This window comes from Streptomyces sp. R28 (assembly GCF_041052385.1).
GTDB lineage: Bacteria > Actinomycetota > Actinomycetes > Streptomycetales > Streptomycetaceae > Streptomyces.
Window position 1 is genome coordinate 9,428,039 of record NZ_CP163439.1, and the last position, 14,783, is coordinate 9,442,821.

At 70.4% G+C, this 14,783-nt stretch carries 13 protein-coding genes and 1 pseudogene; 13 read left to right on the forward strand and 1 reads right to left on the reverse strand.

Annotated elements, in window-relative coordinates:
• The first annotated feature begins 66 nt into the window (after positions 1-66).
• The 13 genes from hpnC (at position 67) to AB5J49_RS41425 (ending at position 13,866) form a co-directional block, all read left to right on the forward strand.
• Entirely contained in the window at positions 67-966 is a 900-nt protein-coding gene (gene hpnC, locus AB5J49_RS41365) for a squalene synthase HpnC (RefSeq protein ID WP_369174017.1), read from the forward strand.
• The gene (hpnD, locus tag AB5J49_RS41370) at positions 963-1,913 is read left to right on the forward strand and encodes a presqualene diphosphate synthase HpnD (protein WP_369174018.1); all 951 of its coding nucleotides are present in this window, start codon (positions 963-965) and stop codon (positions 1,911-1,913) included. Before hpnC ends, hpnD begins: the two co-directional genes overlap by 4 nt.
• Positions 1,913-2,056, forward strand: a complete 144-nt coding sequence (locus AB5J49_RS41375) for a DUF6380 family protein (RefSeq protein ID WP_369174019.1) — start codon at positions 1,913-1,915, stop codon at positions 2,054-2,056. The genes hpnD and AB5J49_RS41375 overlap by 1 nt, the downstream gene beginning before the upstream one ends.
• Before the next feature lie 8 nt (positions 2,057-2,064).
• Positions 2,065-3,480 (forward strand): hydroxysqualene dehydroxylase HpnE, encoded by a 1,416-nt coding sequence (gene hpnE / locus AB5J49_RS41380; protein ID WP_369175435.1) that lies wholly within the window; start codon positions 2,065-2,067, stop codon positions 3,478-3,480.
• The gene (locus AB5J49_RS41385) at positions 3,480-4,616 is read left to right on the forward strand and encodes a polyprenyl synthetase family protein (RefSeq protein WP_369174020.1); all 1,137 of its coding nucleotides are present in this window, start codon (positions 3,480-3,482) and stop codon (positions 4,614-4,616) included. The genes hpnE and AB5J49_RS41385 overlap by 1 nt, the downstream gene beginning before the upstream one ends.
• Positions 4,617-4,758: 142 nt before the next feature.
• Positions 4,759-6,786, forward strand: a complete 2,028-nt coding sequence (shc, locus tag AB5J49_RS41390) for a squalene--hopene cyclase (RefSeq protein ID WP_369174021.1) — start codon at positions 4,759-4,761, stop codon at positions 6,784-6,786.
• On the forward strand, positions 6,786-7,427 hold the full coding sequence (locus AB5J49_RS41395; protein ID WP_369174022.1) for a 1-hydroxy-2-methyl-2-butenyl 4-diphosphate reductase: 642 nt from the start codon (positions 6,786-6,788) through the stop codon (positions 7,425-7,427). The genes shc and AB5J49_RS41395 overlap by 1 nt, the downstream gene beginning before the upstream one ends.
• Positions 7,428-7,432: 5 nt before the next feature.
• Positions 7,433-8,455, forward strand: coding sequence for an adenosyl-hopene transferase HpnH (gene hpnH, locus AB5J49_RS41400; protein ID WP_369174023.1), 1,023 nt, complete (start codon positions 7,433-7,435; stop codon positions 8,453-8,455).
• Positions 8,456-8,459: 4 nt separating this feature from the next.
• Positions 8,460-9,635, forward strand: a complete 1,176-nt coding sequence (gene ispG / locus AB5J49_RS41405) for a flavodoxin-dependent (E)-4-hydroxy-3-methylbut-2-enyl-diphosphate synthase (protein WP_369174024.1) — start codon at positions 8,460-8,462, stop codon at positions 9,633-9,635.
• A 31-nt stretch (positions 9,636-9,666) separates the two neighbouring features.
• Positions 9,667-11,670 carry a 1-deoxy-D-xylulose-5-phosphate synthase gene (gene dxs, locus AB5J49_RS41410; protein WP_369174025.1) on the forward strand — a complete coding sequence of 668 codons (2,004 nt, stop codon included), beginning with the start codon at positions 9,667-9,669 and terminating at the stop codon, positions 11,668-11,670.
• A complete protein-coding gene (locus AB5J49_RS41415) occupies positions 11,667-13,052 on the forward strand; it encodes an aspartate aminotransferase family protein (protein ID WP_369174026.1) in 1,386 nt (461 codons plus the stop codon). The genes dxs and AB5J49_RS41415 overlap by 4 nt, the downstream gene beginning before the upstream one ends.
• A 68-nt stretch (positions 13,053-13,120) precedes the next feature.
• Entirely contained in the window at positions 13,121-13,750 is a 630-nt protein-coding gene (locus AB5J49_RS41420) for a helix-turn-helix domain-containing protein (RefSeq protein ID WP_369174027.1), read from the forward strand.
• Positions 13,747-13,866: a DUF6126 family protein gene (locus AB5J49_RS41425; RefSeq protein WP_369174028.1), complete on the forward strand. Its 120-nt coding sequence runs from the start codon at positions 13,747-13,749 to the stop codon at positions 13,864-13,866. The genes AB5J49_RS41420 and AB5J49_RS41425 overlap by 4 nt, the downstream gene beginning before the upstream one ends.
• A 26-nt stretch (positions 13,867-13,892) precedes the next feature.
• Here AB5J49_RS41425 and AB5J49_RS41430 read toward each other — a convergent pair.
• Positions 13,893-14,689 (reverse strand): annotated as a pseudogene (locus AB5J49_RS41430) (tyrosine-protein phosphatase).
• Positions 14,690-14,783 lie beyond the last annotated feature (94 nt).

Genomic DNA, 14,783 nt, shown 5'->3' on the forward strand with positions numbered 1-14,783 from the left:
GGCAATGGCTACGGAAACTCCCCAGCTCCACGCAGCATGTGCCGTCCCCGCGCCGGGCAGTCCGCGGTGACGGGACCAAGCGCGCGCACAGGTGATCCGGAGCGCAGCACGCTCGACAAGGCCGCCGCGGAGAACTTCCCCGTGGCGCCGTTCTTCCTGCCCAGGGCCTGGCGCACCGACCTCATGGCCGTCTACGGATTCGCCCGCCTCGTCGACGACATCGGCGACGGTGATCTCGCGCCCGGCGGCGCCGACGCCCGTCTGCTCGGCGTGTCGCCCGAGGACGCCGAGGACCCTCTCGTCCTCCTCGACGCCTTCGAGGCCGACCTGCGCCGTGTCTTCGACGGCACCCCGCGCCACCCCTTGCTGCGCCGTCTGCAGCCGACCGCCCGCCGCCGCTCACTGACCCCCGAGCCCTTCCTCGGCCTGATCGCCGCCAACCGCCAGGACCAGCTCGTGGGGCGGTACGAGACCTACGACGATCTCCTTGCCTACTGCGAACTCTCCGCCAACCCGGTCGGCCGTCTCGTGCTCGCCGTCACCGGCACCGAGACCCCCGAGCGGATCCGCCGCTCCGACGCGGTGTGCACGGCGCTGCAGATCGTCGAGCACCTCCAGGACGTCGCCGAGGACCTCGGTCGTGACCGGATCTATCTGCCGGCGGACGACATGAAGCGTTTCCACGTCGAGGAAACCGATCTCGCGGTAAAAACAGCAGGCGCATCGGTGCGCGCACTGGTTGCATACGAAGCGGAACGTGCCCAGAACCTCCTGAATGAAGGCACCCCCCTGGTGGGTAGCGTCCACGGCAGGCTCAAGCTGCTGCTCGCGGGGTTCGTGGCGGGGGGAAGGGCGGCGATCCGTGCGATCGCCGCCGCCGAATACGACGTACTTCCCGGCCCGCCCAAGGCCAGCAAGCTCCAGCTGCTGCGTGAGGTGGGCGTGACTCTGCGAGGAGAGGGGTGATCCGGACCGTGGAGTCAGAGCCACACGCGTCCGCACCGGTACTCGCCGCCTACAGCTACTGCGAGGCCGTCACCGGACAGCAGGCCCGTAACTTCGCCTACGGCATCAGGCTGCTGCCGACGGCCAAGCGCCGCGCGATGTCGGCGCTGTACGCGTTCTCGCGCCGCGTCGACGACATCGGCGACGGCGCGCTGACCGCCGAGGTCAAGATCGCCAGGCTCGAGGGCACCCGGGAGCTGCTGGCCAGGATCCGCGACCGGGCGGTCGACGAGGACGACATCGACCCCGTGGCCGTCGCCCTCGTCCACGCCGCCGACACCTTCCCGATCCCGCTCGGCGGCCTGGACGAGCTCATCGACGGCGTCCTGATGGACGTGCGCGGGGAGACCTACGAGACCTGGGACGACCTGAAGGTCTACTGCCGCTGCGTGGCGGGCGCCATCGGGCGGCTCTCGCTGGGTGTGTTCGGTACGGAACCCGGGGCGCGCGGCGCCGAGCGCGCGCCCGAGTACGCGGACACGCTCGGGCTCGCGTTGCAGCTCACCAACATCCTGCGCGACGTCCGCGAGGACGCCGAAGGAGGGCGCACCTATCTGCCCGGCGACGACCTCGCCAAGTTCGGCTGCTCGGTCGGCTTCAGCGGGCCGAATCCACCGGAGGGCTCCGACTTCGCGGGCCTCGTGCACTTCGAAGTGCGTCGGGCCCGCGCTCTTTTCGCCGAGGGCTACCGGCTGCTCCCCATGCTGGACCGGCGCAGCGGCGCCTGTGTCGCCGCCATGGCCGGCATCTACCGCCGCCTCCTCGACCGCATCGAGCGCGACCCGGAGGCCGTGCTGCGCGGCCGGGTTTCCCTGCCGGGGCGAGAGAAGGCGTACGTCGCCGTGCGCGGCCTGAGTGGTCTGGACGCCCGGCATGTGACCCGTCGTACCGTCAGGAGGCGTGCCTGATGGACATTGCGGTCCAAGGTGATGCCTCCGGCGAAAAGTGGCAGGCAACCCTCCGCTGCCGGGCGGCGTCCCTGACTGAGACGACCGGCCGTGCACCGTTCGAGCACCGGCACGTCGGTCGCACAGGGGAGGGTGCACGATGACCGACGGTATGGAGTCCGAAGGGGCGCTCGCGGACATCCCGGGACGCCCCGCGAGGGACGCCGTCGTGGTCGGCGGCGGGCTCGCCGGCATCACGGCCGCGCTCGCGCTCGCCGACGCCGGAGTGCGCGTCACCCTGATCGAGGGCAGGCCGAGACTCGGTGGCCTGGCCTTCTCCTTCCAGCGCGGCGACCTGGTCGTCGACAACGGTCAGCACGTGTATCTGCGCTGCTGCACCGCCTACCGCTGGTTCCTCGACCGCATCGAGGGCACGGCGCTGGCTCCGCTGCAGGACCGTCTCGACGTGCCCGTCCTCGACCTCGCGCGGCCCGAGGGTCGGCGGCTCGGCAGACTGCGGCGCGACGAACTGCCCGTACCCCTGCACCTGGGCCGGAGCCTGGCGACGTATCCGCATCTGTCGCTCGCCGAGCGGGCCAAGGTCGGCCGTGCCGCGCTCGCGCTCAAGGGGCTCGACCTCGCCGATCCGAGCCTGGACGCAACTGACTTCGGCAGCTGGCTGGCCGCGCACGGTCAGTCGGCGCGTGCCGTCGAGGCCCTGTGGGACCTGGTGGGGGTCGCCACCCTCAACGCGGTCGCGGGCGACGCCTCGCTGGGGCTCGCCGCGATGGTGTTCAAGACCGGTCTGCTCTCCGACCCGGGCGCGGCCGACATCGGATGGGCGCGCGTCCCGCTGGGCGAACTGCATGACCGGCTGGCCCGCAAGGCGCTCGACTCCGCGGGCGTCCGCACCGAGGTCCGTACACGCGTCACCTCCATCTCCCCTGACGAAAACGGGCGTTGGAGCGTTCAGGTTCCCGGCGAGACGCTCCAGGCCGACGCGGTCGTGCTCGCCGTGGCCCAGCGCGAGGCGTACGACCTGCTGCCCCAGGGTGCCCTCGACGCTCCCGGACAGCTGCTGGAGATCGGCACCGCGCCGATCCTCAACGTCCATGTGGTGTACGACCGGAAGGTGCTCAGCCGGCCGTTCTTCGCGGCCCTCGGCACCCCGGTGCAGTGGGTGTTCGACCGGACCGACGCGTCCGGGCTGCGGGACGGGCAGTACCTCGCCCTGTCCCAGTCGGCCGCGCAGGACGAGATCGACGAACCGGTCGCCACCCTGCGCGAGCGGTATCTGCCCGAGCTGGAGCGGCTGTTGCCCAGGACGCGCGGTGCGCAGGTGAAGGACTTCTTCGTGACCCGGGAGCGCACCGCGACGTTCGCTCCCACCCCCGGCGTCGGGCGGCTGCGGCCCGGCGCCCGTACCAAAGTCCCCGGCCTCTACCTGGCCGGAGCGTGGACCGCCACAGGGTGGCCCGCGACCATGGAGAGTGCGGTCCGCAGTGGCGTGAGTGCGGCCGGCGCCGCGCTGAGCGCCCTGGGCCGGCCACGCCCCAGCCACCTCTTCGACGTCGAGGAGGCGGCGTGATGCTGAACCAGCGCACGGCGGCAGGCCCCCGCACGCCCGGTAGCGCGACAAGAGGAGAGACTGTGCCCACTGTGCCCCCGGCCGAGAAGGCCGCTCGAGAGACCGCGGTGGACGTGACCGCGCTCCTGGAGCGCGGTAGGACCCTGGCCACGCCGGTACTGCGGGCGGCGATCGACCGCCTGGCCCCTCCCATGGACACCGTTTCCGCCTACCACTTCGGCTGGATCGACGCCGACGGCAAGCCCACGGCCGGCGACGGCGGCAAGGCCGTACGCCCCGCCCTCGCGGTGCTCTCCGCCGAGGTCACCGGTGCCGCGCCCGAGGTCGGCATCCCCGGCGCCGTCGCCGTCGAACTCGTCCACAACTTCTCCCTCCTCCACGACGACCTCATGGACGGCGACGAACAGCGCCGCCACCGCGACACCGTCTGGAAGGTGCACGGTCCCGCTCAGGCCATCCTGGTCGGCGACGCCCTGTTCGCCCTCGCCAACGAGATCCTGCTGGAGCTCGGCACCGTCGAGGCCGGCCGTGCCACCCGTCGCTTGACCACCGCCACCCGCGCTCTCATCGACGGCCAGGCGCAGGACATCTCCTACGAGCACCGCGACCGTGTCAGCGTCGAGGAATGCCTGGAGATGGAGGGCAACAAGACCGGCGCCCTGCTCGCCTGCGCCAGCTCCATCGGCGCCGTGCTCGGCGGCGCGGACGACCGCACCGCCGACACCCTGGAGAAGTACGGCTACCACCTGGGTCTCGCCTTCCAGGCCGTCGACGACCTCCTCGGCATCTGGGGCGACCCGGTCTCCACCGGCAAGCAGACCTGGAGCGACCTGCGCCAGCGCAAGAAGTCCCTGCCGGTCGTGGCCGCGCTCGCGGCGGGCGGCCCCGCCTCCGAGCGCCTGGGCGAAATGCTCGCCGCCGACGCCAAGAGCAGCGACTTCGCGAACTTCTCCGAGGAGGAGTTCGCGGCACGTGCCGCCCTCATCGAGGAGGCGGGCGGCCGCGAGTGGACCGCCGAAGAGGCACGCCGTCAGCACGCCGTCGCCGTCGAGGCCCTCGACGCCGTCGACATGCCCGAGCAGGTGCGGGCGCAGTTCACGGCGCTCGCCGACTTCGTCGTCGTACGGAAGAGATGATCACCACCGGGCGAAAAGAGATGATCAGTATCGGTCGAATAGCCCTCGCGTAGTCGCCGGCCGGTGTGGCGGGAACCAGCGCACCGGCCGACGGCGGACCCACAGCAGACGCACTACTGGAGCACTGCACGAAGGGGAAGCCATGACAGCGACGACCGACGGAAGCACCGGGGCACTCCCGCCCCGGGCAGCCGCGGCCAGCGACACCGAGAACCCCGGGGCGGCCGGGGCGTACGAAGCCGCCGTACGCGCGACCCGGCGCGCCACCGACTTCCTGCTGGCGAAGCAGGACGCCCAGGGCTGGTGGAAGGGCGACCTCGAGACGAACGTCACCATGGACGCCGAGGACCTGCTGCTCCGTCAGTTCCTGGGCATCCGCGACGAGCCGACCACCCACGCCGCCGCCCTGTTCATCCGCGGCGAGCAGCACGAGGACGGCACCTGGGGCACCTTCTACGGCGCGCCGGGCGAACTCTCCGCCACCATCGAGGCGTACGTCGCCCTCCGCCTCGCCGGCGACGCGCCGGACGCACCGCACATGGCCAAGGCCTCCGCCTGGATCCGCGAGCAGGGCGGCATCGCCGCCGCCCGGGTCTTCACCCGGATCTGGCTGGCCCTGTTCGGCTGGTGGAAGTGGGAGGACCTGCCCGAACTCCCGCCGGAGCTCATCTACTTCCCCCAGTGGGTCCCACTCAACATCTACGACTTCGGCTGCTGGGCCCGGCAGACCATCGTCCCGCTGACGATCGTCTCCGCGAAGCGCCCGGTACGGCCCGCGCCTTTCCCGCTCGACGAACTGCACACCGACCCGGCCGACCCCAACCCGGCCAAGCCCCTTGCCCCGGCGGCCAGTTGGGACGGCGCGTTCCAGCGGCTCGACAAGGCGCTCCACCAGCTGCGCAAGGTCGCCCCGCGCAGGCTGCGCAGAGCCGCCATGAACAGCGCCGCCCGCTGGATCATCGAGCGGCAGGAGAACGACGGCTGCTGGGGCGGCATCCAGCCCCCCGCGGTCTACTCGATCATCGCCCTGCACCTGCTCGGTTACGACCTCCAACATCCCGTCCTGCGCGAGGGACTGGCGTCGCTGGACCGTTTCGCCGTCTGGCGCGAGGACGGGGCCCGGATGATCGAGGCCTGCCAGTCGCCGGTCTGGGACACGTGCCTGGCGACCATCGCCCTCGTGGACGCGGGCGTGCCGGCCGACCACCCGCAGCTCGTCAAGGCCGCGGACTGGATGCTGGGCGAGGAGATCGTCCGGCCCGGCGACTGGGCCGTCAAGCGACCCCAACTGCCGCCCGGTGGCTGGGCGTTCGAGTTCCACAACGACAACTACCCCGACATCGACGACACCGCCGAGGTGGTCCTCGCCCTGCGCCGCGTCAAGCACCACGACCCGGAGCGAGTGGAGAAGGCGATCGGGCGCGGGGTGCGCTGGAACCTCGGGATGCAGTCGAGGAACGGGGCGTGGGGCGCCTTCGATGTCGACAACACCAGCCCCTTCCCCAACCGGCTGCCGTTCTGCGACTTCGGCGAGGTGATCGACCCCCCGTCGGCGGACGTCACCGCGCACGTGGTCGAGATGCTTGCCGTCGAGGGCCTCGCCCACGACCCGCGCACCCGGCGCGGCATCCAGTGGCTGCTCGCCGAACAGGAGCCGGACGGCTCGTGGTTCGGGCGCTGGGGCGTCAACTACGTCTACGGCACCGGGTCGGTCGTACCCGCCCTGGTGGCGGCCGGGTTCCCGGGCTCACACCCGGCGATCCGCCGCGCCGTGACCTGGCTGGAGTCCGTCCAGAACGACGACGGCGGCTGGGGCGAGGACCTGCGCTCCTACAAGTACGTCAAGGAGTGGAGCGGCAAGGGCGCCTCGACCGCCTCGCAGACCGGGTGGGCGCTGATGGCGCTGCTGGCCGCGGGGGAGAAGGACTCCAAGGCCGTCGAGCGCGGCATCGAGTGGCTCGCGGCCACTCAGCGCGAGGACGGCTCCTGGGACGAGCCGTACTTCACCGGTACCGGCTTCCCCTGGGACTTCTCCATCAACTACCACCTCTACCGCCAGGTGTTCCCGCTCACCGCGCTCGGCCGGTACGTGCACGGAGAGCCCTTCGCCGACGAGCCCCACACGAACGGGGCGCCGGGGAAGTCGCTGACCGAGGCCAAGGGGGGCTGATGAGCCCACAGCCCGCCGCGGCCCCGCTGCTGATCGCCTGCGCGCTCGGCATCGAGCAGTTCGCCCTGCGCACGAGCGACCGCGGCGGCGCCGGCGGGCCGGTCACCGTCCTGCGGACCGGGATGGGGCCACGGGCGGCCGAGCGCTCCGTCACCCGGGTGCTGGCCGACCCGGCCCTCAGTGAGGCCGCCGTGCTCGCCACGGGCTTCTGCGCGGGGCTCGCCCCCGGCATGCACCCCGGCGATCTGGTCGTCGCCGAGGAGACCCGGGATCCGGGGGGAACCGTTCCGTGCGTCGGGACCGACCTACTCGTCAAAGAGCTGGCGCGCGCCGTTCCCGGCCGCACCGTCCACACCGGACCGCTCACCGGCTCCGATCACGTCGTCCGTGGTCAGGAGCGGTCCGATCTGCTCGCGACCGGCGCAATCGCGGTAGACATGGAGTCGGCGGTCACGCTCCTGAGCGCCGTCCGCGCCGGCGAGCGCCCGGTTGCGGCCGTACGGGTGGTCGTGGACGCTCCAGAACATGAACTCGTCCGGATCGGCACGTTGCGCGGTGGAATATCAGCTTTCCGTGTCCTTCGTTCCGTTCTCCCCGCTTTCTTCGAATGGCACCGTTCCTTGCTGCTCCCCAGGAGGTGAGCCAGATGGCCATGCCGCTGCGTCAGTCCATCAAGGTCGCTACATACTTGGCCGAACAAAAGCTCCGCAGGCGGGACAAGTTTCCGCTGATCGTCGAGTTGGAACCGCTGTTCGCCTGCAACCTCAAGTGCGAGGGCTGCGGCAAGATCCAGCACCCGGCCGGCGTGCTCAAGCAGCGCATGCCGGTCGCGCAGGCGGTGGGAGCGGTGCTCGAATCCGGTGCGCCGATGGTGTCCATCGCCGGTGGTGAGCCCCTGATGCACCCGCAGATCGACGAGATCGTGCGGCAGCTGGTGGCCAAGCGGAAATACGTGTTCCTGTGCACCAACGCCATGCTGCTGCGCAAGAAGATGGACAACTTCACGCCCTCGCCGTACTTCGCCTTCGCGGTGCACATCGACGGCCTGCGCGAGCGGCACGACGAGTCCGTGGCGAAGGAGGGCGTGTTCGACGAGGCCGTGGAGGCGATCAAGGAGGCCAAGCGGCGCGGCTTCCGGGTCACCACCAACTCGACCTTCTTCAACACCGACACCCCGCAGACCATCATCGAGGTGCTCAACTTCCTCAACGACGACCTCAAGGTCGACGAGATGATGATCTCGCCCGCCTACGCCTACGAGAAGGCCCCCGACCAGGAGCACTTCCTGGGCGTGGAGCAGACCCGCGAGCTGTTCAAGAAGGCCTTCGCGGGCGGCAACCGCAGGAAGTGGCGGCTCAACCACTCGCCGCTGTTCCTCGACTTCCTCGAGGGCAAGGTCGACTTCCCGTGCACCGCCTGGGCGATCCCGAACTACTCGCTGTTCGGCTGGCAGCGCCCGTGCTACCTGATGAGCGACGGATACGTCCCGACGTACCGCGAGCTGATCGAGGACACCGACTGGGACAAGTACGGCCGCGGCAAGGACCCGCGCTGCGCCAACTGCATGGCGCACTGCGGATACGAGCCCACCGCCGTCCTCGCCACCATGGGCTCACTCAAGGAGTCGCTGCGCGCCATGCGCGAGACGGTCTCCGGAAACCGGGAGTGAGGGCATGACCGCCATCTCCTTGGGCGTTCCCGAGGTACCCCTCCGGCCGATCGCCGAGCGGCGCCTGTCGCGGCAGATCCAGGTCGGCCCGGTGGCGGTCGGGGGCGATGCCCCCGTGTCGGTGCAGTCGATGACGACGACCCGTACGTCCGACATCGGCGCCACCTTGCAGCAGATCGCCGAGCTGACGGCGACGGGCTGCCAGATCGTGCGCGTGGCCTGTCCGACGCAGGACGACGCGGACGCGCTCGCCACGATCGCCCGCAAGTCCCAGATCCCGGTGATCGCGGACATCCACTTCCAGCCCAAGTACGTGTTCGCCGCGATCGAGGCCGGCTGTGCGGCCGTACGTGTCAACCCCGGCAACATCAAGCAGTTCGACGACAAGGTCAAGGAGATCGCGCGGGCCGCCAAGGACCACGGCACGCCGATCCGCATCGGCGTCAACGCCGGCTCCCTGGACCGGCGGCTGCTGCAGAAGTACGGCAAGGCGACGCCGGAGGCTCTGGCCGAGTCGGCGCTGTGGGAGGCGTCGCTCTTCGAGGAGCACGACTTCCGGGACATCAAGATCTCGGTCAAGCACAACGACCCGGTCGTGATGATCGAGGCGTACAAGCAGCTCGCGGCCCAGTGCGACTACCCGCTGCACCTCGGGGTGACCGAGGCCGGCCCCGCCTTCCAGGGCACGATCAAGTCGGGCGTCGCCTTCGGCGCGCTGCTGTCACGGGGGATCGGCGACACCATCCGGGTGTCCCTGAGCGCCCCGCCCGCCGAGGAGGTCAAGGTCGGCATCCAGATCCTGGAGTCGCTGGGCCTCAGGCAGCGGCGCCTGGAGATCGTCTCCTGCCCGTCGTGCGGGCGTGCGCAGGTCGACGTCTACAAGCTGGCCGACGAGGTCACGGCGGGCCTGGAGGGCATGGAAGTGCCGTTGCGCGTCGCGGTCATGGGGTGTGTGGTCAACGGCCCCGGCGAGGCACGGGAGGCGGATCTGGGGGTCGCCTCCGGTAACGGCAAGGGGCAGATCTTCGTGAAGGGCGAGGTCATCAAGACCGTCCCCGAGTCGAAGATCGTCGAGACGCTGATCGAAGAGGCGATGAAGATCGCCGAGCAGATGGAGCAGGACGGGGCCGCACCGGGCGCCCCCACCGTCACGGGGAAACCAGAAGTGACTGTGAGTTGAATCAAGGCACGGACCGAGAGGGGGCCCGAGCGTGACGATTCTGGAGAGCATCCGGGGACCACGTGACCTGAAGGCGCTGTCCGAGGCGGAACTCGGTGAACTGTCCGACGAGATCAGGGAGTTCCTGGTGCACGCGGTCGCCAGGACCGGCGGACATCTCGGGCCCAACCTGGGGGTGGTGGAACTCTCCGTCGCGCTCCACCGGGTCTTCGAGTCGCCGGTCGACCGCATCGTCTGGGACACCGGTCACCAGAGCTACGTACACAAGCTTTTGACGGGACGTCAGGACTTCTCCAAGCTGCGCGGCAAGGGCGGCATGTCCGGGTACCCCTCGCGCGAGGAGTCCGAGCACGACATCGTCGAGAACAGCCACGCCTCCACCGCGCTCGGCTGGGCCGACGGGCTCGCCAAGGCCCGTCAGGTGCAGGGGGAGAAGGGACACGTCGTCGCGGTGATCGGCGACGGGGCGCTCACCGGCGGCATGGCCTGGGAGGCGCTGAACAACATCGCGGCCGCTAAGGACCGGCCGCTGATCATCGTCGTCAACGACAACGAGCGGTCGTACGCGCCGACCATCGGGGGCCTCGCCAACCACCTGGCCACCCTGCGCACGACCGACAGCTACGAGAAGGTCCTGGCCTGGGGCAAGGACGTACTGCTGCGGACCCCGCTCGTGGGCAACACGATCTACGAGTCCCTGCACGGCGCGAAGAAGGGCTTCAAGGACGCCTTCGCCCCGCAGGGCATGTTCGAGGACCTGGGCCTGAAGTACGTCGGCCCGATCGACGGGCACGACATCGGGGCCGTCGAGTCGGCGCTGCGACGGGCCAAGCGCTTCCACGGGCCCGTGCTCGTCCACTGCCTCACGGAGAAGGGGCGCGGCTATGAACCCGCCCTCGCCCACGAGGAGGACCACTTCCACACCGTCGGCGTGATGGACCCGCTGACCTGCGAGCCGCTCGCGCCGTCCAACGCTCCTTCCTGGACCTCGGTGTTCGGCGACGAGATCGTGCGGATCGGCGAGGAGCGGGAGGACGTCGTGGCGATCACGGCGGCCATGCTGCACCCGGTCGGGCTCGGCAAGTTCGCGGAGCGGTTCCCGGACCGGGTGTGGGACGTCGGGATCGCCGAGCAGCACGCGGCCGTGTCGGCGGCGGGGCTCGCGACGGGTGGGCTGCACCCGGTCGTCGCCGTGTACGCGACCTTCTTGAACCGCGCCTTCGACCAGCTCCTGATGGACGTCGCGCTGCACCGCTGCGGGGTGACTTTCGTGCTGGACCGGGCCGGCGTCACCGGCGTGGACGGGCCCTCCCACAACGGTATGTGGGACATGTCGATCCTCCAGGTCGTGCCCGGCCTCAGGATCGCCGCGCCGCGCGACGCCGACCAACTGCGGGCACAGCTGCGCGAGGCCGTGGCCGTCGACGACGCGCCGACGCTCGTGCGCTACCCGAAGGAGTCGGTCGGGCCGTCGATCCCGGCGATCGACCGGGTGGGCGGCCTGGACGTGCTGCATCGGGACGCGGGTGAGCCGGATGTCCTGCTGGTCGCCGTCGGAGTGATGGCTCCGGTGTGCCTCCAGGCGGCCGAGCTGCTTCAGGCCCGTGGCATCAACTGCACTGTCGTGGACCCGCGTTGGGTCAAGCCGGTCGACCCCGCGCTCGCGCCCCTGGCCGCACAGCACCGGTTGGTGGCCGTCGTTGAGGACAACAGCCGCTCGGCCGGGGTCGGCGCCGCCGTGGCGCTGGCGCTGGGTGACGCCGAAGTCGACGTCCCCGTACGGCGGTTCGGTATTCCGGAGCAGTTCCTCGCACATGCCAAGCGGGGCGAGGTGCTCGCCGACATCGGGCTCACCCCCGTCGAGGTCGCCGGACGGATCAGCGCGAGCCTGGCTCTCAAGGAGGCCGAGGACAGCCTGGTCGTCGGCTCGGAGCGGGGCGACGGCAGCCAGGACGGTCGTACCGTCGTGCCGGCCAACGAGAAAGCCGCGCCGGCCAAGAAGAAAGCCGTGTCAGTCAAGGAGAAAGCTGAATGACCACGGAGTTCGATCTCGGCAGACTCCTGTCCGAGCGCGGAGCCGAACGCTACGAGCTGCACACCAGGTACCTCAACCACCAGCTCCCGCGCATGCTGCACACCATCGGCTTCGACAAGGTCTACGAGCGGGCCGAGGGCGCGTATTTCTGGGACGCGGACGGCGACGACTACCTGGACATGCTCGCCGGGTTCGGGGTGATGGGCCTGGGGCGCCACCACCCCGTCGTCCGCAAGGCGCTGCACGACGTCCTGGACGCCCGGCTCGCCGACCTCACCCGCTTCGACTGCCAGCCGCTGCCCGGGCTGCTGGCCGAGAAGCTGCTCGCACACAGTCCGCACCTGGACCGGGTGTTCTTCGGCAACAGCGGGACGGAGGCGGTGGAGACCGCGCTGAAGTTCGCGCGGTTCGTCACCGGCAAGCCCAGGATCCTGTACTGCGACCACGCCTTCCACGGGCTGACCACCGGCTCCCTGTCCGTCAACGGCGAGTCCGGCTTCCGGGACGGCTTCGCCCCGCTGCTGCCGGACACGGCCGTACCGCTCGGCGATCTCGACGCCCTGGCACGGGAGCTGAAGAAGGGCGACGTCGCCGCCCTGATCGTCGAGCCGATCCAGGGCAAGGGCGTGCTCGAGGCTCCGCCCGGCTATCTGCGGGCCGCCCAGGAGCTGCTGCACCGGCACAAGGCGCTGCTCATCGCCGACGAGGTGCAGACGGGCCTCGGCCGTACCGGTGACTTCTACGCCTACCAGCACGAGGACGGTGTCGAGCCGGACCTGGTGTGCGTGGCCAAGGCGCTCTCCGGCGGGTATGTGCCGGTGGGCGCCACCCTCGGCAAGGACTGGATCTTCAAGAAGGTCTACTCGTCCATGGATCGTGTGCTGGTCCACTCGGCGAGCTTCGGGTCCAACGCGCAGGCCATGGCGGCCGGGCTCGCCGTGCTGTCCGTCATGGAGAACGAGCAGATCGTCGCGGGCGCGCGCACGACGGGGGAGCTGCTGAAGTCCCGGCTCGCTGCGCTGATCGACAAGTACGAGCTGCTCGCCGACGTCCGTGGCCGGGGACTGATGATCGGCATCGAGTTCGGCAGGCCCAACTCGCTGAAGCTGCGCAGCCGTTGGACCATGCTGCAGGCCGCACGCAAGGGCCTGTTCGCGCAGATGGTCGTCGTACCGCTGCTGCGGCGGCACCGGATCCTCACCCAGGTCTCCGGCGACCACCTGGAGGTGATCAAGCTGATTCCGCCGCTGATCATCGGCGAGCGGGAGGTGGACCGGTTCGTCGACGCCTTTACCGATGTGATGGACGACGCGCACAGTGGGGGCGGGCTGATGTGGGACTTCGGCAAGACGTTGGTCAAGCAGGCGGTGGCCGCTCGGTAGCCGCTGGGGCTTTTGCCTCTGAGGCAAGAAATTTGCCGATGAGGCAAACCTCCGGCTGAATGGGGAGCATGAGCTCTCCCGAGATCGAACCGGAGGCCGATGCGACCGGGCCGGGGGCCCTCCCCGTCGTCGCGCCCCAGCTGCGTGCGCTGCGCCGCCGCGCCTCCCTGACCCTGGAGGCCGCGGCCCGCGCCGCCGGGCTGTCGCCGGCCCACCTCTCCCGCCTGGAGACCGGGCAGCGTCAGCCCTCGCTGCCGATGCTGCTCGCGCTCGCCCGTATCTACGGTACGACCGTCTCCGAGCTGCTCGGCGAGACGGCCGCCGACCGGGACGCCGTCGTCCGCGCCGCCGACATGGAGCCGACCGCGGCCGGCGGCTGGACGTACTGGCAGGCAGGGGCGCCCGGGCGCGGGATGCAGGCCCTGCGCGTCCACGTGCCGTACGGCGCGCAGGGCGACATCGTGCGTGTGCATCCGGGCGAGGAGTGGCTCTACGTGCTCGAGGGGCGGCTGCGGCTGCGCCTCGGGGACACCACGCACCGGCTCGCGCCCGGCGACAGCGCGCACTTCGACTCGCTGACCCCGCACCGCATCGCCGCCCAGGACCAGGACGGGGTCGAGCTTCTCTTCGTCCACACCCTGTTGCAGAGCCCCACGGCCACGCTGTGCCTGGGCCCCATCCCTGGAGAGACGCCATGAGCAACCTGGAGGAGAAGTTCCCGCGTGCCCTGTGGGTGCGACTGATCATCTACATCGCGGTGGGGCACGTCTTCGCGGCCTTCATCTACCTGCTGTTCGAGGTGGGCGCGCAGTAGGCATGGGCGGGTGAGGGCGCCCGAGGTCAGTCGAGCAGCCGCTCCCGCAGGCGCTCCCGGATCTCCGGGGTGACCCCCAGGGCCTGCTCCAGGTAGGTGTCGACGCCGCCCCACGTCTCCTCGATCGTCTCGAAGGCAGCCGTCAGATACTCGGCGCGCGCGTCGAAGAGCGGGCTGAGCAGCTCCATGACCTCGGGGGAGTAGGCCGAGGCGGAGCTGCTGCTGCGGTGCACCTTGTAGCGGCGGTGCTTGGCGTTGGACTCCAGGTAGTCGACGAGGATCGCCTCACGCTCGACGCCGAGGGCGAGCAGTGTCACGGCGATGGACAGGCCGGCGCGGTCCTTGCCGGCCGCGCAGTGCATCAGGGCGGGGACGCTGTCCTGCGCGAGCGCGTGCAGCACCTGGGAGTGCTCGGCGGTGCGCTCCTTGATGATCGTGCGGTAGGAGGTGATCATCCGGCCCGCGCCCTTGCCGTCCGAAAGGATCTCCCGGAGCTGGTCGAGGTGGCCGTCCCGGACCATCTTCCAGAACTCGGCGCCGTCCGCCGGGTCGGACAGCGGCAGGTTCAGATTGCGTACGCCCGCCAGCTCGACGTCCGGCCCTTCGAGTTTCTGGTCGGCCGCGTTGCGGAAGTCGAAGATCGTGTGCAGGCCCAGGGAGTCCAGGAACGCGGCGTCCCCCTCGGTCGCGTGCGCGAGGTGGCCGCTGCGGAACAGCACTCCGTGCCGCACCCGCCGTCCGTCCACGGTCGGCAGCCGCCGACATCGCGGAAGTTGCGAACTCCGGCCAGCTCGGGCTCGGTCGACGGGATCTGCTGCGTCACGGGGGCTCCTCCCAGTCGGCCCCGCCGACGCGGCTCGGCGGTGCGGCCGACGGGGTGCGTTCCCGACGATACGACATGGGTTCCTGGGCCAATG